16 protein-coding genes and 3 tRNA genes are annotated in these 16595 nt (G+C 62.2%); 7 read left to right on the top strand and 12 right to left on the bottom strand.

Translation table 11 applies throughout. The features are described from left to right. Positions 1 to 11 precede the first annotated feature (11 nt). The 6 genes from F1002_RS14120 to ilvD form a co-directional block, all read right to left on the bottom strand. A tRNA-Thr gene (locus tag F1002_RS14120) sits at positions 12 to 86 on the bottom strand. Positions 87 to 116: 30 nt separating this feature from the next. Continuing rightward, positions 117 to 190, bottom strand: a tRNA-Gly gene (locus F1002_RS14115). A gap of 42 nt (positions 191 to 232) precedes the next feature. Beyond that, positions 233 to 317: transfer RNA gene (locus F1002_RS14110), tRNA-Tyr, on the bottom strand. Between the two features lie 98 nt (positions 318 to 415). Continuing rightward, complete coding sequence (locus F1002_RS14105; RefSeq protein ID WP_150429697.1) at positions 416 to 724, bottom strand: c-type cytochrome; 309 nt, start codon at positions 722 to 724, stop codon at positions 416 to 418. Between the two features lie 149 nt (positions 725 to 873). Then, positions 874 to 1494 carry a homoserine/homoserine lactone efflux protein gene (rhtB, locus tag F1002_RS14100; protein ID WP_150429696.1) on the bottom strand — a complete coding sequence of 207 codons (621 nt, stop codon included), beginning with the start codon at positions 1492 to 1494 and terminating at the stop codon, positions 874 to 876. Further along, positions 1491 to 3347, bottom strand: coding sequence for a dihydroxy-acid dehydratase (ilvD, locus tag F1002_RS14095; protein ID WP_150429695.1), 1857 nt, complete (start codon positions 3345 to 3347; stop codon positions 1491 to 1493). Before ilvD ends, rhtB begins: the two co-directional genes overlap by 4 nt. 88 nt (positions 3348 to 3435) lie before the next feature. Here ilvD and lgt point away from each other — a divergent pair, with 88 nt between their 5' ends. The 3 genes from lgt to F1002_RS14080 are packed head-to-tail and all read left to right on the top strand — an operon-like array spanning position 3436 to position 5503. Next, on the top strand, positions 3436 to 4227 hold the full coding sequence (gene lgt, locus F1002_RS14090; RefSeq protein ID WP_150429694.1) for a prolipoprotein diacylglyceryl transferase: 792 nt from the start codon (positions 3436 to 3438) through the stop codon (positions 4225 to 4227). 40 nt (positions 4228 to 4267) lie between these two features. Then, positions 4268 to 4744, top strand: coding sequence for a VOC family protein (locus tag F1002_RS14085; RefSeq protein WP_150429693.1), 477 nt, complete (start codon positions 4268 to 4270; stop codon positions 4742 to 4744). 6 nt (positions 4745 to 4750) lie between these two features. After that, the gene (locus F1002_RS14080; RefSeq protein ID WP_150429692.1) at positions 4751 to 5503 is read left to right on the top strand and encodes a hypothetical protein; all 753 of its coding nucleotides are present in this window, start codon (positions 4751 to 4753) and stop codon (positions 5501 to 5503) included. Here F1002_RS14080 and F1002_RS14075 read toward each other — a convergent pair. From F1002_RS14075 to htpX, 6 genes are all read right to left on the bottom strand, one after another. Continuing rightward, on the bottom strand, positions 5500 to 6423 hold the full coding sequence (locus tag F1002_RS14075) for a PAS domain S-box protein (protein ID WP_150429691.1): 924 nt from the start codon (positions 6421 to 6423) through the stop codon (positions 5500 to 5502). The genes F1002_RS14080 and F1002_RS14075 overlap by 4 nt on opposite strands. A 115-nt stretch (positions 6424 to 6538) precedes the next feature. Next, positions 6539 to 6883, bottom strand: a complete 345-nt coding sequence (locus F1002_RS14070) for a P-II family nitrogen regulator (RefSeq protein ID WP_150429690.1) — start codon at positions 6881 to 6883, stop codon at positions 6539 to 6541. Continuing rightward, the gene (locus F1002_RS14065) at positions 6880 to 9990 is read right to left on the bottom strand and encodes an efflux RND transporter permease subunit (protein WP_150429689.1); all 3111 of its coding nucleotides are present in this window, start codon (positions 9988 to 9990) and stop codon (positions 6880 to 6882) included. The genes F1002_RS14070 and F1002_RS14065 overlap by 4 nt, the downstream gene beginning before the upstream one ends. Further along, a complete protein-coding gene (locus F1002_RS14060; RefSeq protein WP_150429688.1) occupies positions 9987 to 11126 on the bottom strand; it encodes an efflux RND transporter periplasmic adaptor subunit in 1140 nt (379 codons plus the stop codon). The genes F1002_RS14065 and F1002_RS14060 overlap by 4 nt, the downstream gene beginning before the upstream one ends. After that, positions 11123 to 12361, bottom strand: coding sequence for a TolC family protein (locus F1002_RS14055; RefSeq protein WP_150429687.1), 1239 nt, complete (start codon positions 12359 to 12361; stop codon positions 11123 to 11125). The genes F1002_RS14060 and F1002_RS14055 overlap by 4 nt, the downstream gene beginning before the upstream one ends. Before the next feature lie 18 nt (positions 12362 to 12379). After that, positions 12380 to 13255 (bottom strand): protease HtpX, encoded by an 876-nt coding sequence (gene htpX / locus F1002_RS14050; protein WP_150429686.1) that lies wholly within the window; start codon positions 13253 to 13255, stop codon positions 12380 to 12382. A gap of 104 nt (positions 13256 to 13359) precedes the next feature. On the opposite strand from htpX, the gene F1002_RS14045 reads away from it, so the two are divergent. The 4 genes from F1002_RS14045 to F1002_RS14030 are packed head-to-tail and all read left to right on the top strand — an operon-like array spanning position 13360 to position 16595. Continuing rightward, a complete protein-coding gene (locus F1002_RS14045; protein ID WP_150429685.1) occupies positions 13360 to 14268 on the top strand; it encodes a LysR family transcriptional regulator in 909 nt (302 codons plus the stop codon). Positions 14269 to 14304: 36 nt separating this feature from the next. Further along, the gene (locus tag F1002_RS14040) at positions 14305 to 15444 is read left to right on the top strand and encodes a D-alanyl-D-alanine carboxypeptidase family protein (RefSeq protein WP_150429684.1); all 1140 of its coding nucleotides are present in this window, start codon (positions 14305 to 14307) and stop codon (positions 15442 to 15444) included. Positions 15445 to 15448: 4 nt separating this feature from the next. Next, entirely contained in the window at positions 15449 to 16324 is an 876-nt protein-coding gene (locus F1002_RS14035) for a D-amino acid aminotransferase (RefSeq protein ID WP_150429683.1), read from the top strand. Position 16325: 1 nt separating this feature from the next. Beyond that, entirely contained in the window at positions 16326 to 16595 is a 270-nt protein-coding gene (locus F1002_RS14030; RefSeq protein WP_121458068.1) for a YbeD family protein, read from the top strand.

The raw sequence follows: 16595 nt of genomic DNA, 5'->3' as shown, positions 1-16595 counted from the left end.
AAGCTAATCGGTGGTGCCCATGGGCAGGATCGAACTGCCGACCTCTCCCTTACCAAGGGAGTGCTCTACCACTGAGCCACATGGGCCTACCTTAAAACTCCAGCCGTACCGTGTCGTGGAGCGGGTGAAGGGAATCGAACCCTCGTCTTAAGCTTGGAAGGCTTCAGCTCTACCATTGAGCTACACCCGCAAAACCCTACGCCCGCAGCACAGGCCGCTACAGCATTCAATCTGGTGGAGGGAGAAGGATTCGAACCTTCGAAGGCTGAGCCGACAGATTTACAGTCTGTTCCCGTTGACCGCTTGGGTATCCCTCCGGAAGAACCCGAGATTATCCAGACGACTTCACACCCTGTCAACACCCAAAAACAGAAAAGCCGGCATATAGCCGGCTTTTCGCGGATTTGAAGCAAAATTACTTCTGAGACAGAACCCAGGCAGCCAGCTTCTTGGCTTCGTCTTCGGTAACGTTGTTTGGCGGCATCGGGATTTCGCCCCAGGCACCCTTGCCACCCGCCTTGATCTTGGCAGCCAGAGCAGCCGGAGCCTTGGCATCACCCTTGTACTTGGCCGCAACATCCTTATAGGCCGGGCCAACCAGCTTCTTGTCGATGGCATGGCAGGACATGCAGTTCTTGGCCTTGGCCAGTGCTTCGTCGGCGTTCGCCTGACCGGCCATCACGATACCTGCCGCAGCCATCATGGCAATGTAAACAGCTTTCATTCTCTCTCGCTCCGTTCATCGGGTTGGTGGAAACAACAGAATCGGATGATAAAACCCTTTTCGGCCCCTGGCAAACAGGAGGGCGCCCTGGCTTCCTGGCATCCGCAGGCATATAACGCCCCGGAGCCCTCCAGGGTTGACCTGCCGTCTCAGGAAGGACGACCGGAAATGGCCAACAAGGCCCCAGCCGAAACGAACAGCCCGCCGAACAACCTGTTCTGCAACCGTATGCTGCGCGGATCGTGCATCCAACGGCCCAAGCGCGCAGCCATCAATGCATAGCCGGACATCACCAGCGTGTCGATCACGCACAAGGTCGCGGAAATGACGGCATATTGAGGCACCTGAGGCTGCAATGGATCGACAAACTGGGGCACCAAGGCGCCGATAAAAATGACGGCCTTGGGGTTCGTCAGGTTGACCAGCAGACCCTGCAGAAAGAGCCCCTTTCGATACATCGGCGGCGCATCAGCATCCACCGGAACGACGGGTGAAAACCACTTCCGAATACCCAGCCAGAGCAGGTAGCCCGCCCCCAGAAATTTGATTACCGAGAACGCCGCTTCGGATGCCGCCAACACGGCCCCGAGGCCGAGTGCCACACCGAAGAGCTGGATGAGCAGCGCCGCCTGCAGCCCCAGAATGGCGGTTAAGGCCGCCCAATAGCCGTGGCGGATGCCGGTGCTCATGCTGATCACGGCGCCCGGCCCGGGCGTGACGGCGATCACAATCGCCGCCAGCAAAAACCCGAGCCAGACGGGGAGCGTCATTTGCGGCGCTGGATTTGCGTGACGTCGCGCACCGCGCCCTTGTCGGCCGAAGTGGCCATCAGGGCATAGGCCTGCAGGGCAGCGGAAACCGTGCGCTCACGGCTGATCGGCTGCCAGGCGGCATCTCCCTTGGCATCCATGGCAGCGCGCCGCTGGGCCAGCGTGTCGTCGGAAACGGCCAGATGGATGCGGCGATTCGGGATATCGATCTCGATGGTGTCACCCTCTTCCACCAGGCCGATAGCGCCGCCGTCGGCCGCTTCCGGCGAGGCGTGGCCAATGGAGAGACCGGAGGTGCCGCCGGAGAAGCGGCCATCGGTGAGCAGGGCACACTCCTTGCCCAGACCCATCGACTTCAGGTAGGAGGTCGGATAGAGCATTTCCTGCATGCCCGGGCCGCCCTTCGGGCCTTCATAGCGGATGACCACCACGTCGCCGGCGACAATCTGCCCGGCAAGGATGCCTTCGACGGCCGTATCCTGGCTCTCGAAGACACGGGCACGGCCGGTGAATTTCCAGATCGACTCGTCGACACCGGCCGTCTTGACGATACAGCCATCGAGCGCGATGTTGCCGTAGAGCACTGCCAGGCCACCGTCCTTGGAATAGGCGTTGGCCTTGTTACGGATACAGCCGTGGGTGCGATCGAGGTCGAGTTCGTTGAAGCGGCGATCCTGCGAGAAGGCCACTTGCGTCGGCACGCCACCCGGTGCTGCCTTGAAGAAGTTATGCACCTTGACGTCGTGTTCGCGCACCACGTCCCAACGGTCGATCGCCTCGCCCAGGTTCTTGGCATGGACGGTCGGCGCGTCACGATGAAGCAGGCCGGCACGATCGAGTTCACCGAGGATACCCATGATGCCGCCGGCACGATGGACGTCCTCGATGTGGTACTTGTCGGTCATCGGCGCCACCTTGCACAGGCAGGGCACGGAACGCGAAATGCGGTCGATGTCGGCCATGGTGAAATCGACACCGGCTTCCTGCGCTGCAGCCAGGATGTGCAGCACGGTATTGGTCGAACCGCCCATCGCCACATCCAGAGTCATGGCATTTTCGAAGGCACCACGGGTGGCGATCGAGCGCGGCAACACCGAGGCATCGTCCTGTTCGTAGTAGCGCTTGCACAGCTCGACGGCGAGGCGACCGGCGCGCAGGAACAGTTGCTGGCGGTCGGCGTGTGTGGCCACGACAGTGCCGTTGCCGGGCAGCGACAGGCCGAGTGCCTCGGTCAGGCAGTTCATCGAGTTGGCGGTGAACATGCCGGAGCACGAACCGCAGGTCGGACAGGCGGAGCGTTCGATTTCGTCGAGATCTGCCTGCGACACGGATGCATCGGCCGCCTTGACCATGGCATCGACCAGATCAAGGTGTACGACCTTGTCCTGCAACTTGACCTTGCCGGCTTCCATCGGCCCGCCGGAGACAAAGACAACCGGAATATTGAGGCGCATGGCGGCCATCAGCATGCCCGGGGTGATCTTGTCGCAGTTGGAGATACAGACCATGGCGTCGGCGCAGTGGGCGTTAACCATGTATTCAACCGAGTCGGCGATCAGGTCGCGGCTGGGCAGCGAATAGAGCATGCCGCTGTGGCCCATGGCGATGCCGTCGTCGATGGCAATGGTATTGAACTCCTTGGCGACGCCGCCTGCCGCTTCGATCTCGCGCGCCACCATCTGCCCCAGATCCTTGAGGTGGACGTGGCCGGGCACGAATTGCGTAAAGCTATTGACCACGGCAATGATCGGCTTGCCGAAGTCGCCATCCTTCATGCCGGTGGCGCGCCACAAGGAGCGGGCACCCGCCATGTTGCGGCCGTGGGTGGAGGTATGGGAACGATATTGCGGCATGACTCTCTCTCCGTCTGAAACTGAACGCCACGGTGTTGTCACGGGCGCGAACTATAATCGGCTAATTCTAGCCCACTCTGCGCCTGCAATGCTTCTACACCCGCAGTTCGACCCCGTTGCCTTTTCCGTCGGCCCGCTTTCCGTACGCTGGTACGGTTTGATGTACCTGCTCGCCTTCGTTCAATTTATTTTGCTCGGGCGACTGCGCATCAAAAGCCGCCCCGGCTTCCTGACCGTCGAACAACTCGACGACCTGCTGTTCTACGGCATGCTCGGCGTCATTCTCGGCGGCCGGCTGGGACAGGTGCTGTTCTACGAACCCGGCTACTACCTGGCCAATCCGCTGGAAATCCTCGCTGTCTGGAAGGGCGGCATGAGCTTCCATGGCGGCTTCCTCGGGGTGCTGGTGGCCATGGGCCTGTGGACGCGCAAGTACGCCCTGAACTGGTTCGATGTGATGGATTTCGTTGCCCCGCTGGTCCCGCTCGGCCTGGCCGCAGGACGCATCGGCAATTTCATCAACGGCGAACTGTGGGGCCGCATCGCCGACCCCAACCTGCCGTGGGCGATGATCTTTCCGCAATCCGGAGACATGCAGCCGCGCCACCCCTCCCAGCTCTACCATGTCGGACTGGAAGGCCTGGCGCTGTTCGCCATCCTCTGGCTGTACAGCCGCCAGCCGCGACCTCGGGCGGCAGTGTCCGGTGTGTTCCTGATCGGCTACGGCAGCTTCCGTTTCATCACCGAGTTTTTCCGCGAGCCCGATCACGGGATTTTCGGACAGTCGTACACAATCAGCATGGGGCAGTGGCTATCGCTGCCGATGATTCTGACCGGGGTCGCCATGCTAGTCTTTGCCTACCGGAAGAAGCCTCTATAATTATGGATTACGTTCATCAACACCAGACAGGAATCCAGTCATGACACGTCCGTTCAAGGTTCTCGGCATCCAGCAAATCGCCATCGGTGGCCCTTCCAAGGAAAAGCTGCGCACGTTGTGGGTCGAAAAATTCGGCCTGGAAATCACCAGCACCTTCGTCTCGGAACGCGAAAACGTCGATGAGGACATCTGCGCCATGGGCACCGGCCCGTTCAAGGTCGAGGTCGACCTGATGCAGCCGCTCGACCCGGAAAAGAAGCCGGCCGTGCACGCGACGCCGCTCAACCACGTCGGCCTGTGGATCGACGACCTGCCCAAGGCCGTCGAATGGCTGTCGGCCAACGGCGTGCGCTTTGCGCCGGGCGGCATCCGCAAGGGCGCAGCCGGGTTCGACATCACCTTCCTGCACCCGAAGGGTAACGAGGAATTCCCGATCGGCGGCGAAGGCGTGCTGATCGAACTGGTGCAGGCCCCGCCGGAAGTCGTTTCGGCATTCGCCAAGCTGGCCGGCAACTAAGGAAAAATGGACGACATTCCCGAGGACGATCTCGAGGAATCACGGGCGGCGCTCGCACCGACACTGGACGCGACTGCCGCCCTCCTGCCCTGGGTGGAGAAATCCCGCCCGCCCCGCTTCGATCCAAAACTGAATGAACGCTGGGTTGAGGCTAGCACCACGCTGGAACAGGCCTGGTCCCAGCGCCATGGCGCCAGCGCCGACGACGTTCGACCCGCCGTATTCAAGCTCTATGGCATTGCCCTGGAAACCGCCGACAGCGATTGCCTCCGCCTTGGCGAAGCGCTGGCCGGAGCAGCCGATCGGCTCGAGGAAGGAAATCCGTCACCACGCCTCATCGCTGCGCTGACCGCCACAATCGAGTGCCTGGACGACCCGCTTGGCCTCGAGCAAGAGGCATTTGCCGAGCGCGCGCGACACTTTGCCGAGCGACTCGAAACGACCGCCAGCGCCAACGACGCCAGCCAACGATCGCTGCTCCTTGACCGCCTGTTCGTGAGCGAGGCCCACGAACAACTGGAGTTGCTGCGCGATGCCCTGGCAGCCTTGCCGCCCGATGCCTATGTCTTGACCACGGAAGCACTCAAACTGGCACAGGATGCCGAATCACTCGAGATATGGGGCGTCATGCACCTCGCCCGCCAGTTTGCCGACTCGGTGACGCGGTACGCCAACGAGCTGGACGGCACTGCAGCCAGGGAACAACTCCTGGCGCTCATCGATACACTGGGAAAAACGATTGACGCAGTGGCCGCTTAGGCCGCCCGCAGAATGCTGAGCGCCAAACGACGGCCGTCGCTGAGGTCCGTTCTCTCGGCCGACACGCTAACCTGAACTCGGCGCCCGTCGCTACGCTGGACCTCCGCTGCCAAGCGACCCGCTGTCGCGCGGCCTTCCAGCATGCGGCTGACTTCTCCCGTCACAACGGACTGTTGCTCGACGGAATAAAGACTGACATGGTGACGCCCGAGCAATTCTTCACGTGAACGGCCGGTCAGCGCTTCAGCCTGACGATTGACATCGAGTATTTCACCGCTCTGCGCATCGGCAAGCAACATGGCGTCCTGCGACGCATTGATAACCGCCCGCAACTGCTCTACTGCCGTGCACGCTTCAAGCCGGGCTTCGCCCGCCTCATAGTCGACCAGCGCCAGCGTCACCAGATTGGCCACGGCCTGGGCAAAAATCTGATGCGCGGCCGCCCACGGCTGCCGCGAACCCACCTGCTCGAGGCACAGAATACCCTGCAGTTCGCCACGAAGATGGATGGGCGTGACGAGCATGGCGGTAACCCGGTGGCGCGGCAGGTAATAGCTGACGAATTCTGCCGTCACCGGATGCACATAGACATCGTCGACTGCGATGCATCTACCTTCTTGCAGCGCCGCAAAGAAGATCGGGTGACCGATGGCATCGATGACGTTACCGCTGCTGTGCAGCCGTTTCGCGCGTTCGAACAGACCAAGACAGCGCAGTTCACGCCGGTCGTCTGTCAGCGCCCAGATACCGGCTCGCTCCACACCGCAAATATTGGCCGCCGACTCGGTCAGGATGCTGAGCATCATATCCAGACCGGCTTCTGCGAAATAGGCGCCGCGCGACAGGCTGGCAATGCCCTCCTGAAGGTCTTCCGGAGACATCAGGGTGTTGGGTGTGACGAGGCTGAGTTGTGCTTCCATGTTACTGAGACTGCGCTTTGGCCCTATGGGCGTTTTGACAGTCTCAATGCTAACGACGACCCCGGTCAGATGCCTGTGAATTCCTCCACACCTCGCGAAAGTAATACTGGCCTTACTATCGCTCGTCCTGACCCTGCGTCGTCTTGAATACGAACGCTGCCTTTTCGACGTCGGCGATCCAGACCAATCCGTCGCCGTAATGACCGGTCTGGGCTATTTCGATGATGCGCTGAAAAATCGTTTCGGCCACCTCGTCCGGGGAAACGATTTCGATACGGACCTTGGGCATGTATTCAGTCAGTTCGTCCTTGATTTTGACCTTGGCCGGAACGTGGCGTTCGGGAGCGCTGCACCCGTCCACCTTCGTGACCGTCATGCCAGGAAAACCTGGCAGCGCCATTAGCGCATCGCGCAGCGCCGCCAACTTGTGAGGTCGAATGATGGCTTTGATTTCCTTCATGCTTCGGCTCCCTCTTCGTCAAACCAGCGGTAAATGGTGGGCAGCACCACCAGGGTGAGTAAGGTCGATGTAATCAATCCACCGATAACGACAATAGCCAGCGGCCTTTGCACTTCCGAACCGGGTCCTGTCGAAAACAGGAAAGGGATCAAGCCAAGCATGGCAACCGTCGCCGTCATCATGACTGGCCGGAAGCGCAGGGTTGCCCCCTCGACAATGGCCTCCCGAACGCTACGCCCTTCGTCGCGCAGACTGCGGATGTAGGAGACGAGCACAACACCGTTGAGCACGGCGATGCCCCACAGCGCGATGAAGCCGACCGACGCCGGTACCGACAGGTATTCGCCGGAAACGAGCAAGCCGAAGATACCGCCGATCGACGCGAAAGGCAGGACGGTAATGATCAGCGTCGCATAGCGCAGCGAATTAAAGAGCAGGAAGAGCAGGAAGAAAATCGCCGCGATGGTGATCGGGATGATCACGCCGAGGTGACCGAGCGCCCGCTCCATGTTCTGGAACTGACCGCCCCACTCCAGGTAGTAGCCATCCGGAAGTTTGACCTGCTGATCGACCTTTTGTTGCAGTTCGGCAACGAAACCGCCCAGATCGCGCTCCTTGACGTTGACGCCGACAACAATGCGGCGCTTGCCGAGTTCGCGCGAAATCTGCGCCGGACCGTCCTGGACGCGGATTTTGGCGACATCGGCCAAGCGGGCCGTGGCACCATCCGGCGACTTGATCAGGATATTGGAGATGGCTTCGATGTTGTTGCGGAAGCGCTCCGGCAGACGCACGGCCGCCGGGAAGCGGCGTTCGCCCTCGAAGATTTCGCTGGCTACCTTGCCGCCCACCGCGGTCTCGATCAGATCGTTGACGTCGGCGACGTTGATGCCGAGGCGGGCGATTGCCTGGCGGTCGATTTCGATGGTCAGGTACTGCTGTCCGCTGACCCGCTCGATGCGAAGGTCGTTGGCACCGTCCAGCGATTGCGCGATGCGGCCGATCTGGGCGGCGGCCTTGCGCAGCTGTTCGAGATCGTCGCCGAAAATCTTGACCGCGATGTCGGAACGCACGCCGGTGACCATTTCCGCCACCCGCGCCGAAATCGGCTGCGACATCACGATCTGCACGCCCGGCAGCACCTTCAATTTCTCGCGCAGCGCCTTGGCGATGTCTTCCTCGCCCCAGCCATCCGGCCATTCATCGCGCGGCAGCAGGCTGACGATGGGCGACGATTCGTTCGGGCCCTGTGGGTCGGCCGGCGATTCGCCGCGGCCGACACCGGAAACCACCGACTTGACGCCCGGCACCTCACGCATCAGGCGCGTCGCTTCCATTTCCATTTTGATCGACTCTTCGAGGGAAATATTCGGCACCCGCGTGATGCCCGGCACGATCGAGCCTTCCTTCATCTCCGGGATGAAGGCGGTGCCGAGCAGCGGCAGCGCGGCGATCGAGGCGATGAAGACGGCGATCGAAATGACGACCGTCTTGCGCTCGTTGCCCAGCGCCCAGTGCAACAACTTGACGTAGGGGCGCTTGATCGCCTTGATCAGCCGAGTATCGTGGTCACCATCATGTTCTGGCGCCTTGAGCAGGTAGCTCGACATGACCGGCGTCAGCGTTAGCGACAGCACCAGCGAAATGGCCAGCGCGATGGCGATGGTGTAGGCCAGCGGCGCGAACATCTTGCCTTCCATGCCCTCCAGCGTCATCAGCGGCAGGAAAACGAGGATGATGATGCCGACGCCGAAGATCACCGGCGTCGCCACCTCGACGACGGCGCGCAGGATCACCCGCACCTTGTTCTCGCCGGCCTGCCCGGCACGGCCGAGCTGGGCGAAGGCGTTTTCGACGACGACCACCGAACCGTCCACCATCAGGCCGATGGCGATGGCCAGGCCGCCGAGCGACATCAGGTTGGCTGAGATGCCCAGCTTGTTCATCGCAAAGAAAGTGAGCAGGGGAGTCAACACCAGCGTGGCGACGACGATCAGCGACGAACGCACATCGCCGAGGAAGAGGAAGAGCACAACAACGACCAGAGCGACGCCTTCGAGCAGCACCTTGGTCACCGTCCACAGCGCGGCATCGACCAGCTCGGAGCGGTCGTAATACGGCACGATCTTCAAGCCGTCGGGCAGCATGCCCTTGGCGTTGATCTCGTCGACGCGCGCCTTGATGCGGCCGACCACCTCCTTGGCATTGCCGCCGGCCAGCATCATGACGATGCCGCCGACCGATTCGGTGACACCGTTCTTGACCAGCGCGCCCTGACGGACTTCGTGGCCGATATCGACCTCGGCGACATCGCGCAGATACACCGGCACGCCGCCGCGCTCGCGCAGCACGATCAACTTCAAGTCCTCGACATCGCGGACCAGACCGATACCGCGTATCAGGTATTGCTCGGCATACTGCGGCAGCACGCCGCCGCCGGCATTGGCGTTGTTGCGGCCGACCGCCTGGTAAACCTCGGCGACGCTGATGCCATAGTGGCGCAGCTTGTCCGGGTTGACCTGAACCTGGTATTGCTTGGCGAAGCCGCCCTGCGAGTTGATTTCGGCGACGCCGGAAATCGAGCGCAACAGCGGGCGTACCACCCAGTCCTGGGCCACCCGGCGCTGCATCAGCTCCTCCTGGGTCAAGGCCCGCTCGCCGTCGTCGGCGCGCTCCAGCGTGTATTGAAAGACTTCGCCCAAACCGGTGGACACCGGCCCAAGCACCGGCGTGATGCCCTGCGGCAGGCGGGTGCCGACTTCGAGCAGGCGCTCCATGACCAGTTGGCGGGCGAAATAGACGTTGGTCTGGTCGGTGAACACCAGCGTGATCAGCGACAGGCCAGGCTTGTTCAGCGAACGCATCTCGGTCAGACCGGGCAGGCCGGTCATCGCCACTTCCAGCGGCACCGTGGCGAAACGCTCGACTTCTTCCGGCGAACGCCCCGGCGCCTCGGTGGCGATCTGGACCTGGATATTGGTGACGTCAGGGAAAGCGTCGACCGACAGCTTGCGTGCCGCATCCAGCCCGAAAGCCAGACAGATCGCCGCGATCACCGCGACGATCAGGCGCTGGGCAAGCGCCGAGCGAACCAGCGACTCGATCATGATCCCTCCGCCGCCTGGCGATTGCGTTCGTTATTGAGGTGGAAAGCCCCCTCGATAACCAGCTTCTCACCGCCCTTGAGGCCGGACAGCACGACCCGGCGGCCGCCCTGCTCGGGCGCCAGCTTGACCTTGACGAGGCGGTAGCTGCCGTCCTCGACCGCGACGAACACATTCTCGTCGTCGCCTTCGCGCACCACGGCGCTGGCCGGCACCACCAGCTTTTCGCTCGGCCGCGCAGCGATCAGCATCGAGGTCAGCATGGCCGGTTTGAGCGCACCGTCGCGATTCTCCAGCTCGGTGCGAACAAGCACCGTACGCATCTCGGGGTCGACCGTCTGGCCAACGAAAATCAGTTTGCCGACGCGGCTTTCGTTGCCCAGCGCCGGCACCTCGATACTCACCGACTGACCGACACGAACCTGGCCAACCTGCTGCTCCGGCACCTGGGCGACGGCCCACACCCGCGACAGATCGGCAACGACGAACAGCGTATCGGCAGGCTGCACCACCTGCCCCATCGCCACGCGGCGCTCGACGACGACCCCAGAGCGGGAGGCCGACACCGGCGTCACCGAATCGACTGCGCCCTGCACGCCGAGGCGATTGATCGCCGCCTCGGAGAAGCCGAGCAGACGCAACTGGTCGGCGGCGGCACGCGTTTCGGCAACCGATATCTGGTATTCGCTTTCGCGCCGCTGCAATTCGGCCGAACCGATCACGTCGGCGGCGAGCAGCGCCTTGGCGCGCTCGGCGGCGCGCCGGTTGAGTTCCAGTTGTGCGCGCGCCTTGAGATAGGCTAGTTGCTGGCTGGCCAGTTCGCTGCTGTTCAGACGCGCCAGCAATTCGCCTTTCTGCACCACTTGGCCGGGCAAGACGTCGACTTCGACAACGCGCCCGGTAACCGAGGCACCGATACGCGCCACACGCTGCTCATCGAACTCGACACTACCGGCCACACGCAGCATTTCAGCGACGGACTCGGTACCGACCACCGCCGTTTTCAATTGGCTGACCAGTTCCGGTGCCGGCTTGACTGACAGTGGATCGTGGGCCGCCTGGTTGGCCGGCGCGCTTTTCTCCTCCCCGCACCCGGCCAGCACGGCCGCGGACAACAGGGCAATCATCGTTTTTTTCATTCAGCTTTTCCTCCGGGCAAAGCCCGCAGTCGTTCAATTTCCACCCAGGCGGCGGCCAATTCGTGGCGCGCCGTAATCAATTCGCTCCGTGCCGCGCGATAGACGCGCTGGGCATCGACCACATCGAGGAAGCCGCGCTCACCGAATCGATACGCCGACTCGGCGACTTTCAGCGCCGCCTCCGCTTTCTTGACGATGCCCGACTCGAGCGCGCCGACCTGGGTACGGGCAATGTCATACACCTGGTAGGCGGCATCCAGCGACTGATCCAGCGCAAAAGCCTGGGCCTCGAGTTCGTTGCGGGCCCGCGCCAGTTGCGCCTCGGCCTCGCCAATCGGGCCGCTGCGGCGATCCCACAGCGGGATGCTGACGGTCAGGCCGAAACGCGAGGTATTCATATCCGGGTCCTGGTCGCGCGAGGCTTTCAGGGCCACTGTCGGCCAGCGCTTGCGGCGCTCCAAGTCGAGCATGCGCTGAGCGCGTGCCAATTCGGCCCGGCTGCGCGCCAGATCGGGGCTCGACACCTGCATCTGGCGACGGCTGCCTTCCAGCGACGCCAACTCAGGCACATCGGGCAAGCCGCCGGCGAGCGCGAAATCCTGCGGCAGGGCATCGCCAACCGCCTGACGCAACAAGGCGCGCGCCTGCATCACGCGAAAACCGGCGGCCTGCACGGCCTTGCTCGCATTCAGCGATTCGGCCTCGGCCTTGATCAGTTCGAAACGCGGCGCTTCGCCAGTCTCGACACGCGCGGCGATGCGCGAGCGCATGCCCTCGACCAGTTCGGTATCGAGACGTGCATTACGCAACTCGGCTTCGCGCCGTAGCACGTCGAAATAGCGCAGACGCAGGCGAGCCACCACGTCGGCGTCAAACGTCAGCGCCGCCGTGCTGGCCACGACCAGCCCGGCTTCAGCCGCGTTGATACGCGCCGAGCGAATCCAGGGCAGGTCGAGCGGCTGGGTCAGCGTCGCGCTCCGGGCATCGCCGCTGTTGCCGCCGACGCCGCGCGAGCGCGCCGTCCCGCTCTGATACTCCACTTCCGGGTTGGGGAAGGCGCCGGCCGTCGTTACCGCAGCGCGTGCCGCGTTGACCTGGTCGCGCATTGCCTGCACGGCACGGTTGTTTTCCAGCGCCAGCGATTCGAGGCGCGGCAAGTCGTAGGCCGTCTGTGCGCTGGCCAACGAGCTACCCAGGCCAAGCACCACCATCCAGCATTTCAGTATTTTCTTCATGGATACGCGATCAGATATTCAGCGCCCGCCCAAGGCTGCAATCCGCTCTTCAAGCGGAGGATGCGAGGCGAACAGGGCCATCATACTGCTGCCACCGGCAATACCCGAAGCCGCCATGTTCTGCGGCAACGGTTCGGTGTGAAGGTTCCCCAGGCGACGCAGGGCATTCTGCATCGGCACCGGCGTCCCCATCAGGCCGGCCGCACCGGCATCGGCGCGGAATTCGCGCTGGCGGGAGAACCAGGCAACGATGATGCTGGCCAGGATGCCGAAGACGATTTCGCAGACGATGCTGGTCACCATGTAGCCGATGCCCGGACCGCTGCTCTCCTCGTCATTGCGGCGCAGGAAACTATCCACGACATAACCGACAATACGCGACAGGAAGACGACGAAGGTGTTCACCACCCCCTGGATCAAGGTCAGCGTCACCATGTCGCCGTTGGCGATGTGTGCGACCTCGTGAGCCAATACGGCTTCGGCTTCTTCACGGCTCATGCTCTGCAGCAGGCCTGTGGAGACGGCGACCAGCGAGCTGTTCTTGCTCGCCCCGGTGGCAAAGGCATTCGGCTCGCCATCATAGATCGCCACTTCCGGCATCGGCAGGCCGGCTTTCTTGCTCAGCCTGGCAACGGAATCGACCAGCCAGACTTCGGTCGACGTACTCGGGTGCGTGATGACCTGCGCACCGGTACTCCACTTGGCCATGGTCTTCGACATGAGCAGCGAAATGAAGGCGCCACCAAAGCCGATCACGGCGGCAAACACGAACAACATGCCGACATTGAGGCCGTTGGCGGTCAGGAATTTGTTGACGCCGAGCAGGCTGGTCACGACGCTGAGTACCAGCATCACGGCCAGGTTGGTCAGCAGGAACAGAACGATGCGTTTCATAGACTATATCCTCCAAAGAGAAACGGCCTCGATGGTATTGCATTGCAACAATCAATAAAACCGGAGCAAAATGAACTATCACTTCGATTTTTTCTGTTGAAATCATGAGCCAAATCAATTTCAAACACTTGCACTACTTCTGGGTTGTTGCCCAGGAAGGCAGCATCACCCGCGCCGCCGATCGCCTAGGCGTCGCCATCCAGACCATCTCCGGGCAACTGTCGCTGCTCGAACGACAACTCGGCAAGGCACTGTTCAACAGCCAGGGACGCGGTCTCGTCCTCAGCGACGCCGGCCGCGTCGCACTGGGTTACGCCGACCAGATTTTTCAGCTTGGCGACGCGCTGGTCGACGCAATCCAGCATAGCGACAGCGAATCAACCCTTCGCCTGCGTGCCGGCATTTCCGACGGCATTCCAAAGCTTCTTGCCTACCGATTGCTATCCACAGTAACCGAAATGCCAGCCGATGTGCGTCTGATCTGCGACGAAGGAGAATTCGAAACGCTGCTCGCCGACCTCGCCCTGCATCGACTGGACGTGGTACTCACCGACCGCGCCGCACCGGTAGGCGGCAACCTGAAAGTATTCAGCACCCGACTGGGTGAATTTGCCACCGGACTGTTCGGCACCCCGGCCCTGGTTGAACGCTACGGCAAGGATTTTCCGGCCTCGCTCGATGGCGCACCGATGCTGTTGCCTACCCGTCACAATGCCTTGCGTGGCCGCATCGACCGCTGGCTGGAGATCGCCGGAATTCGCCCCAAAATCGTCGGCGAATTTGAGGACAGCGCCTTGCTCAACACCTTCGGCCGGGGCGGGCTGGGCATTTTTCCCGCACCGCTCGCTCTCGTCGAACAAGTCGCCCAGCAGCTCGATGCCCGACCGCTGGGTGCCATGCAAGGCGTCAGCGAGCAAATCTACGCCATTTCCAGCGAGCGCCGGATTCGCCATCCCGCCGTCGAAGCCCTGTGCGCGGCAGCGGCTCAGGACACCTCCGCGCCAAGGGTATAATTGATCTCCCCCAACGCATCCCCAAAGAAAAAAATTATGTCGCTGTTTCGCAAGACGGCAGTCCTTCTGCTCAGTATCACCCTCGCCGCCCCGGCCTTCGCCCAACAACTCCCCGTACCGCCTGCACTGGCCGCCAAATCGTGGCTACTGCTCGACCTCGGCTCCAATCAGGTCCTGACCGCCGAAAAGCCGGATGACCGCCTCGAACCGGCATCGCTGACCAAGCTGATGACGGCCTATCTGACGTTTGCCGCCATCCACAAGAAGACCCTGGCGCTCGAACAACCGCTCCCGGTCTCCGAAAAGGCCTGGCGCACCGGCGGATCGAAGATGTTCATCCGCGTCGACACCCAGGTTCCAGTCGAAGACCTGATCAAGGGCATGATCGTGCAATCCGGCAACGACGCCTGCGTCACGCTAGCCGAAGGTATCGCCGGCAGCGAGGAGAACTTCGCGCAAATGATGAACCGCGAAGCGCAGCGCCTGGGCATGAAGAACAGCAACTTCATGAATTCGACCGGCCTGCCCGACCCCAATCACTACACCACGGCACGCGACCTGTCGCTGCTCGCCTCGGCGCTGATCCGCGACTTCCCGGTCGAATACGGCAAGTACTACTCGATGAAGGAATTCCGCTACAACAACATCACCCAGCCGAACCGCAACCGTCTGCTTTTCATCGACCCCACTGTCGATGGTGTCAAGACCGGCCATACCGATGCCGCCGGCTATTGCCTGATTTCCTCGGCCTTGCGCGACAAGCGCCGCCTGCTCTCGGTGATGCTCGGCACGGCCTCCGACAACGCCCGCGCCAGCGAATCGCAGAAGCTGCTCAACTGGGGCTTCATTTCCTACGAATCCGTCGCGCTCTTCGCCAAGGATCAGGAAGTCGCCAAGCTGCGCGTCTGGAAGGGGGCACAGAGCGAGATCAAGGCCCGCTTCCCGAACGATCTGGGCATCGCCGTCCCGAAGGGCTACGCCGACAAGGTGAAATCCGAATTTGTCGCCGAACCGCGCCTGATCGCGCCGATCGAGATTGGCCAGAAACTGGGCGTCGTCAAGGTTACGGTCGAAGACAAGCCGTACGGCGAATACCCGGTCACCGCCCTTGAAAAAGTGGAACTCGGCAATATCTTCGTTCGACTGATCGACACCATCCGCCTGTGGTTCAACTAAACGCATGACACCCTACGTCGCCGACCCCGTTTACCTGAATGGCCATTTCCTGCCCCTGGCGGAAGCGGGCATCTCGCCGCTCGACCGCGGCTTCCTGTACGGGGACGGCGTCTATGAGGTCATCCCGGTTTACTCGCGTCGCACCTTCCGCATCGACGAACACCTCAATCGCCTGCAGGCGACGCTGGACGGCATCCAGCTCGCCAATCCGCTGACGGCCGAGGCCTGGAAAACCGTCATTCTCAAGCTCGTTGAGAGCGCTCCGTGGGAAGACCAGTCGATCTACCTGCAGGTCACCCGCGGCGCCGACGACAAGCGTGACCACGCCTTCCCGCCAATCAGCGTCACGCCGACAGCCTTCGCCTTCGCTTCGCCCTTGGTCACGACCTCGGCCGACATCCGCGCCAAAGGGGTGGCGGCCATCACCGTGCCCGACCTCCGCTGGTCGCGTTGCGATTTGAAGGTTGTCTCGCTGCTGGCGAACGTGCTCGCCCGCCAGCAGGCCGTCGAGCAAGGCTGTGCCGAAGCACTGCTGATCCGCGACGGGCTGATGAAGGAAGGTGCCGCCTCCAACATCTTCATCGTCAAGGACGGCGTGCTGATCGCCCCGCCCAAGACCCACCTGATGCTCCCTGGCATCACTTACGACGTGATCCTGGAGTTGGCCGAGACGCATCGGCAGGCTCACGAGGTGCGTGAAATCAGCGAAGCGGAACTTCGCGCTGCCGACGAGGTCTGGATGACGTCCTCGACCAAGGAAATTCTGGCCATCACCCGGCTCGACGGTCAGCCGGTCGGCACCGGCCAACCCGGCCCCTACGGCGAACAGATGTGGCAGTGGTACCAGGACTTCAAGAACACCGTAATGCGCAAAGGCTGACATGGCTTCCTACAAGGACACCCTCCTCGAATTCCCCTGCGACTTCCCCCTGAAAATCATGGGCAAGGCGCACGACGAACTCGCCCAGGCGGTGCTCACCATCGTCACCAAGCACGCTCCCGATTTCGATGGCGCGACGATGGAAATGCGCGCCAGTTCCGGCGGCAACTACCTGAGCCTGACCTGTACGGTCGTCGCCACTTCCAAGCCACAGCTCGACGCGCTGTACATGGAACTGACGTCCCATCCGCTGGTGAAAGTCGTTCTGTAA

Source organism: Dechloromonas sp. CZR5 (genome assembly GCF_008711155.1).
Taxonomy (GTDB): Bacteria; Pseudomonadota; Gammaproteobacteria; order Burkholderiales; family Rhodocyclaceae; genus Azonexus.
Note: the sequence above shows the minus strand (reverse complement) of the source record. Positions and strands in the feature narration are given on the sequence as shown.

What these genes read in the sequence shown, in the direction of transcription:
- htpX (WP_150429686.1), bottom strand. Translation starts at nt 13,255, where the DNA reads ATGAAACGCATCGTTCTGTTCCTGCTGACCAACCTGGCCGTGATGCTG.
- F1002_RS14070 (WP_150429690.1), bottom strand. Translation starts at nt 6,883, where the DNA reads ATGAAGGAAATCAAAGCCATCATTCGACCTCACAAGTTGGCGGCGCTG.
- F1002_RS14065 (WP_150429689.1), bottom strand. Translation starts at nt 9,990, where the DNA reads ATGATCGAGTCGCTGGTTCGCTCGGCGCTTGCCCAGCGCCTGATCGTC.
- F1002_RS14045 (WP_150429685.1), top strand. Translation starts at nt 13,360, where the DNA reads ATGAGCCAAATCAATTTCAAACACTTGCACTACTTCTGGGTTGTTGCC.
- ilvD (WP_150429695.1), bottom strand. Translation starts at nt 3,347, where the DNA reads ATGCCGCAATATCGTTCCCATACCTCCACCCACGGCCGCAACATGGCG.
- F1002_RS14035 (WP_150429683.1), top strand. Translation starts at nt 15,449, where the DNA reads ATGACACCCTACGTCGCCGACCCCGTTTACCTGAATGGCCATTTCCTG.
- F1002_RS14105 (WP_150429697.1), bottom strand. Translation starts at nt 724, where the DNA reads ATGAAAGCTGTTTACATTGCCATGATGGCTGCGGCAGGTATCGTGATG.
- lgt (WP_150429694.1), top strand. Translation starts at nt 3,436, where the DNA reads ATGCTTCTACACCCGCAGTTCGACCCCGTTGCCTTTTCCGTCGGCCCG.
- F1002_RS14030 (WP_121458068.1), top strand. Translation starts at nt 16,326, where the DNA reads ATGGCTTCCTACAAGGACACCCTCCTCGAATTCCCCTGCGACTTCCCC.
- F1002_RS14060 (WP_150429688.1), bottom strand. Translation starts at nt 11,126, where the DNA reads ATGAAAAAAACGATGATTGCCCTGTTGTCCGCGGCCGTGCTGGCCGGG.
- rhtB (WP_150429696.1), bottom strand. Translation starts at nt 1,494, where the DNA reads ATGACGCTCCCCGTCTGGCTCGGGTTTTTGCTGGCGGCGATTGTGATC.
- F1002_RS14040 (WP_150429684.1), top strand. Translation starts at nt 14,305, where the DNA reads ATGTCGCTGTTTCGCAAGACGGCAGTCCTTCTGCTCAGTATCACCCTC.
- F1002_RS14085 (WP_150429693.1), top strand. Translation starts at nt 4,268, where the DNA reads ATGACACGTCCGTTCAAGGTTCTCGGCATCCAGCAAATCGCCATCGGT.
- F1002_RS14080 (WP_150429692.1), top strand. Translation starts at nt 4,751, where the DNA reads ATGGACGACATTCCCGAGGACGATCTCGAGGAATCACGGGCGGCGCTC.
- F1002_RS14055 (WP_150429687.1), bottom strand. Translation starts at nt 12,361, where the DNA reads ATGAAGAAAATACTGAAATGCTGGATGGTGGTGCTTGGCCTGGGTAGC.
- F1002_RS14075 (WP_150429691.1), bottom strand. Translation starts at nt 6,423, where the DNA reads ATGGAAGCACAACTCAGCCTCGTCACACCCAACACCCTGATGTCTCCG.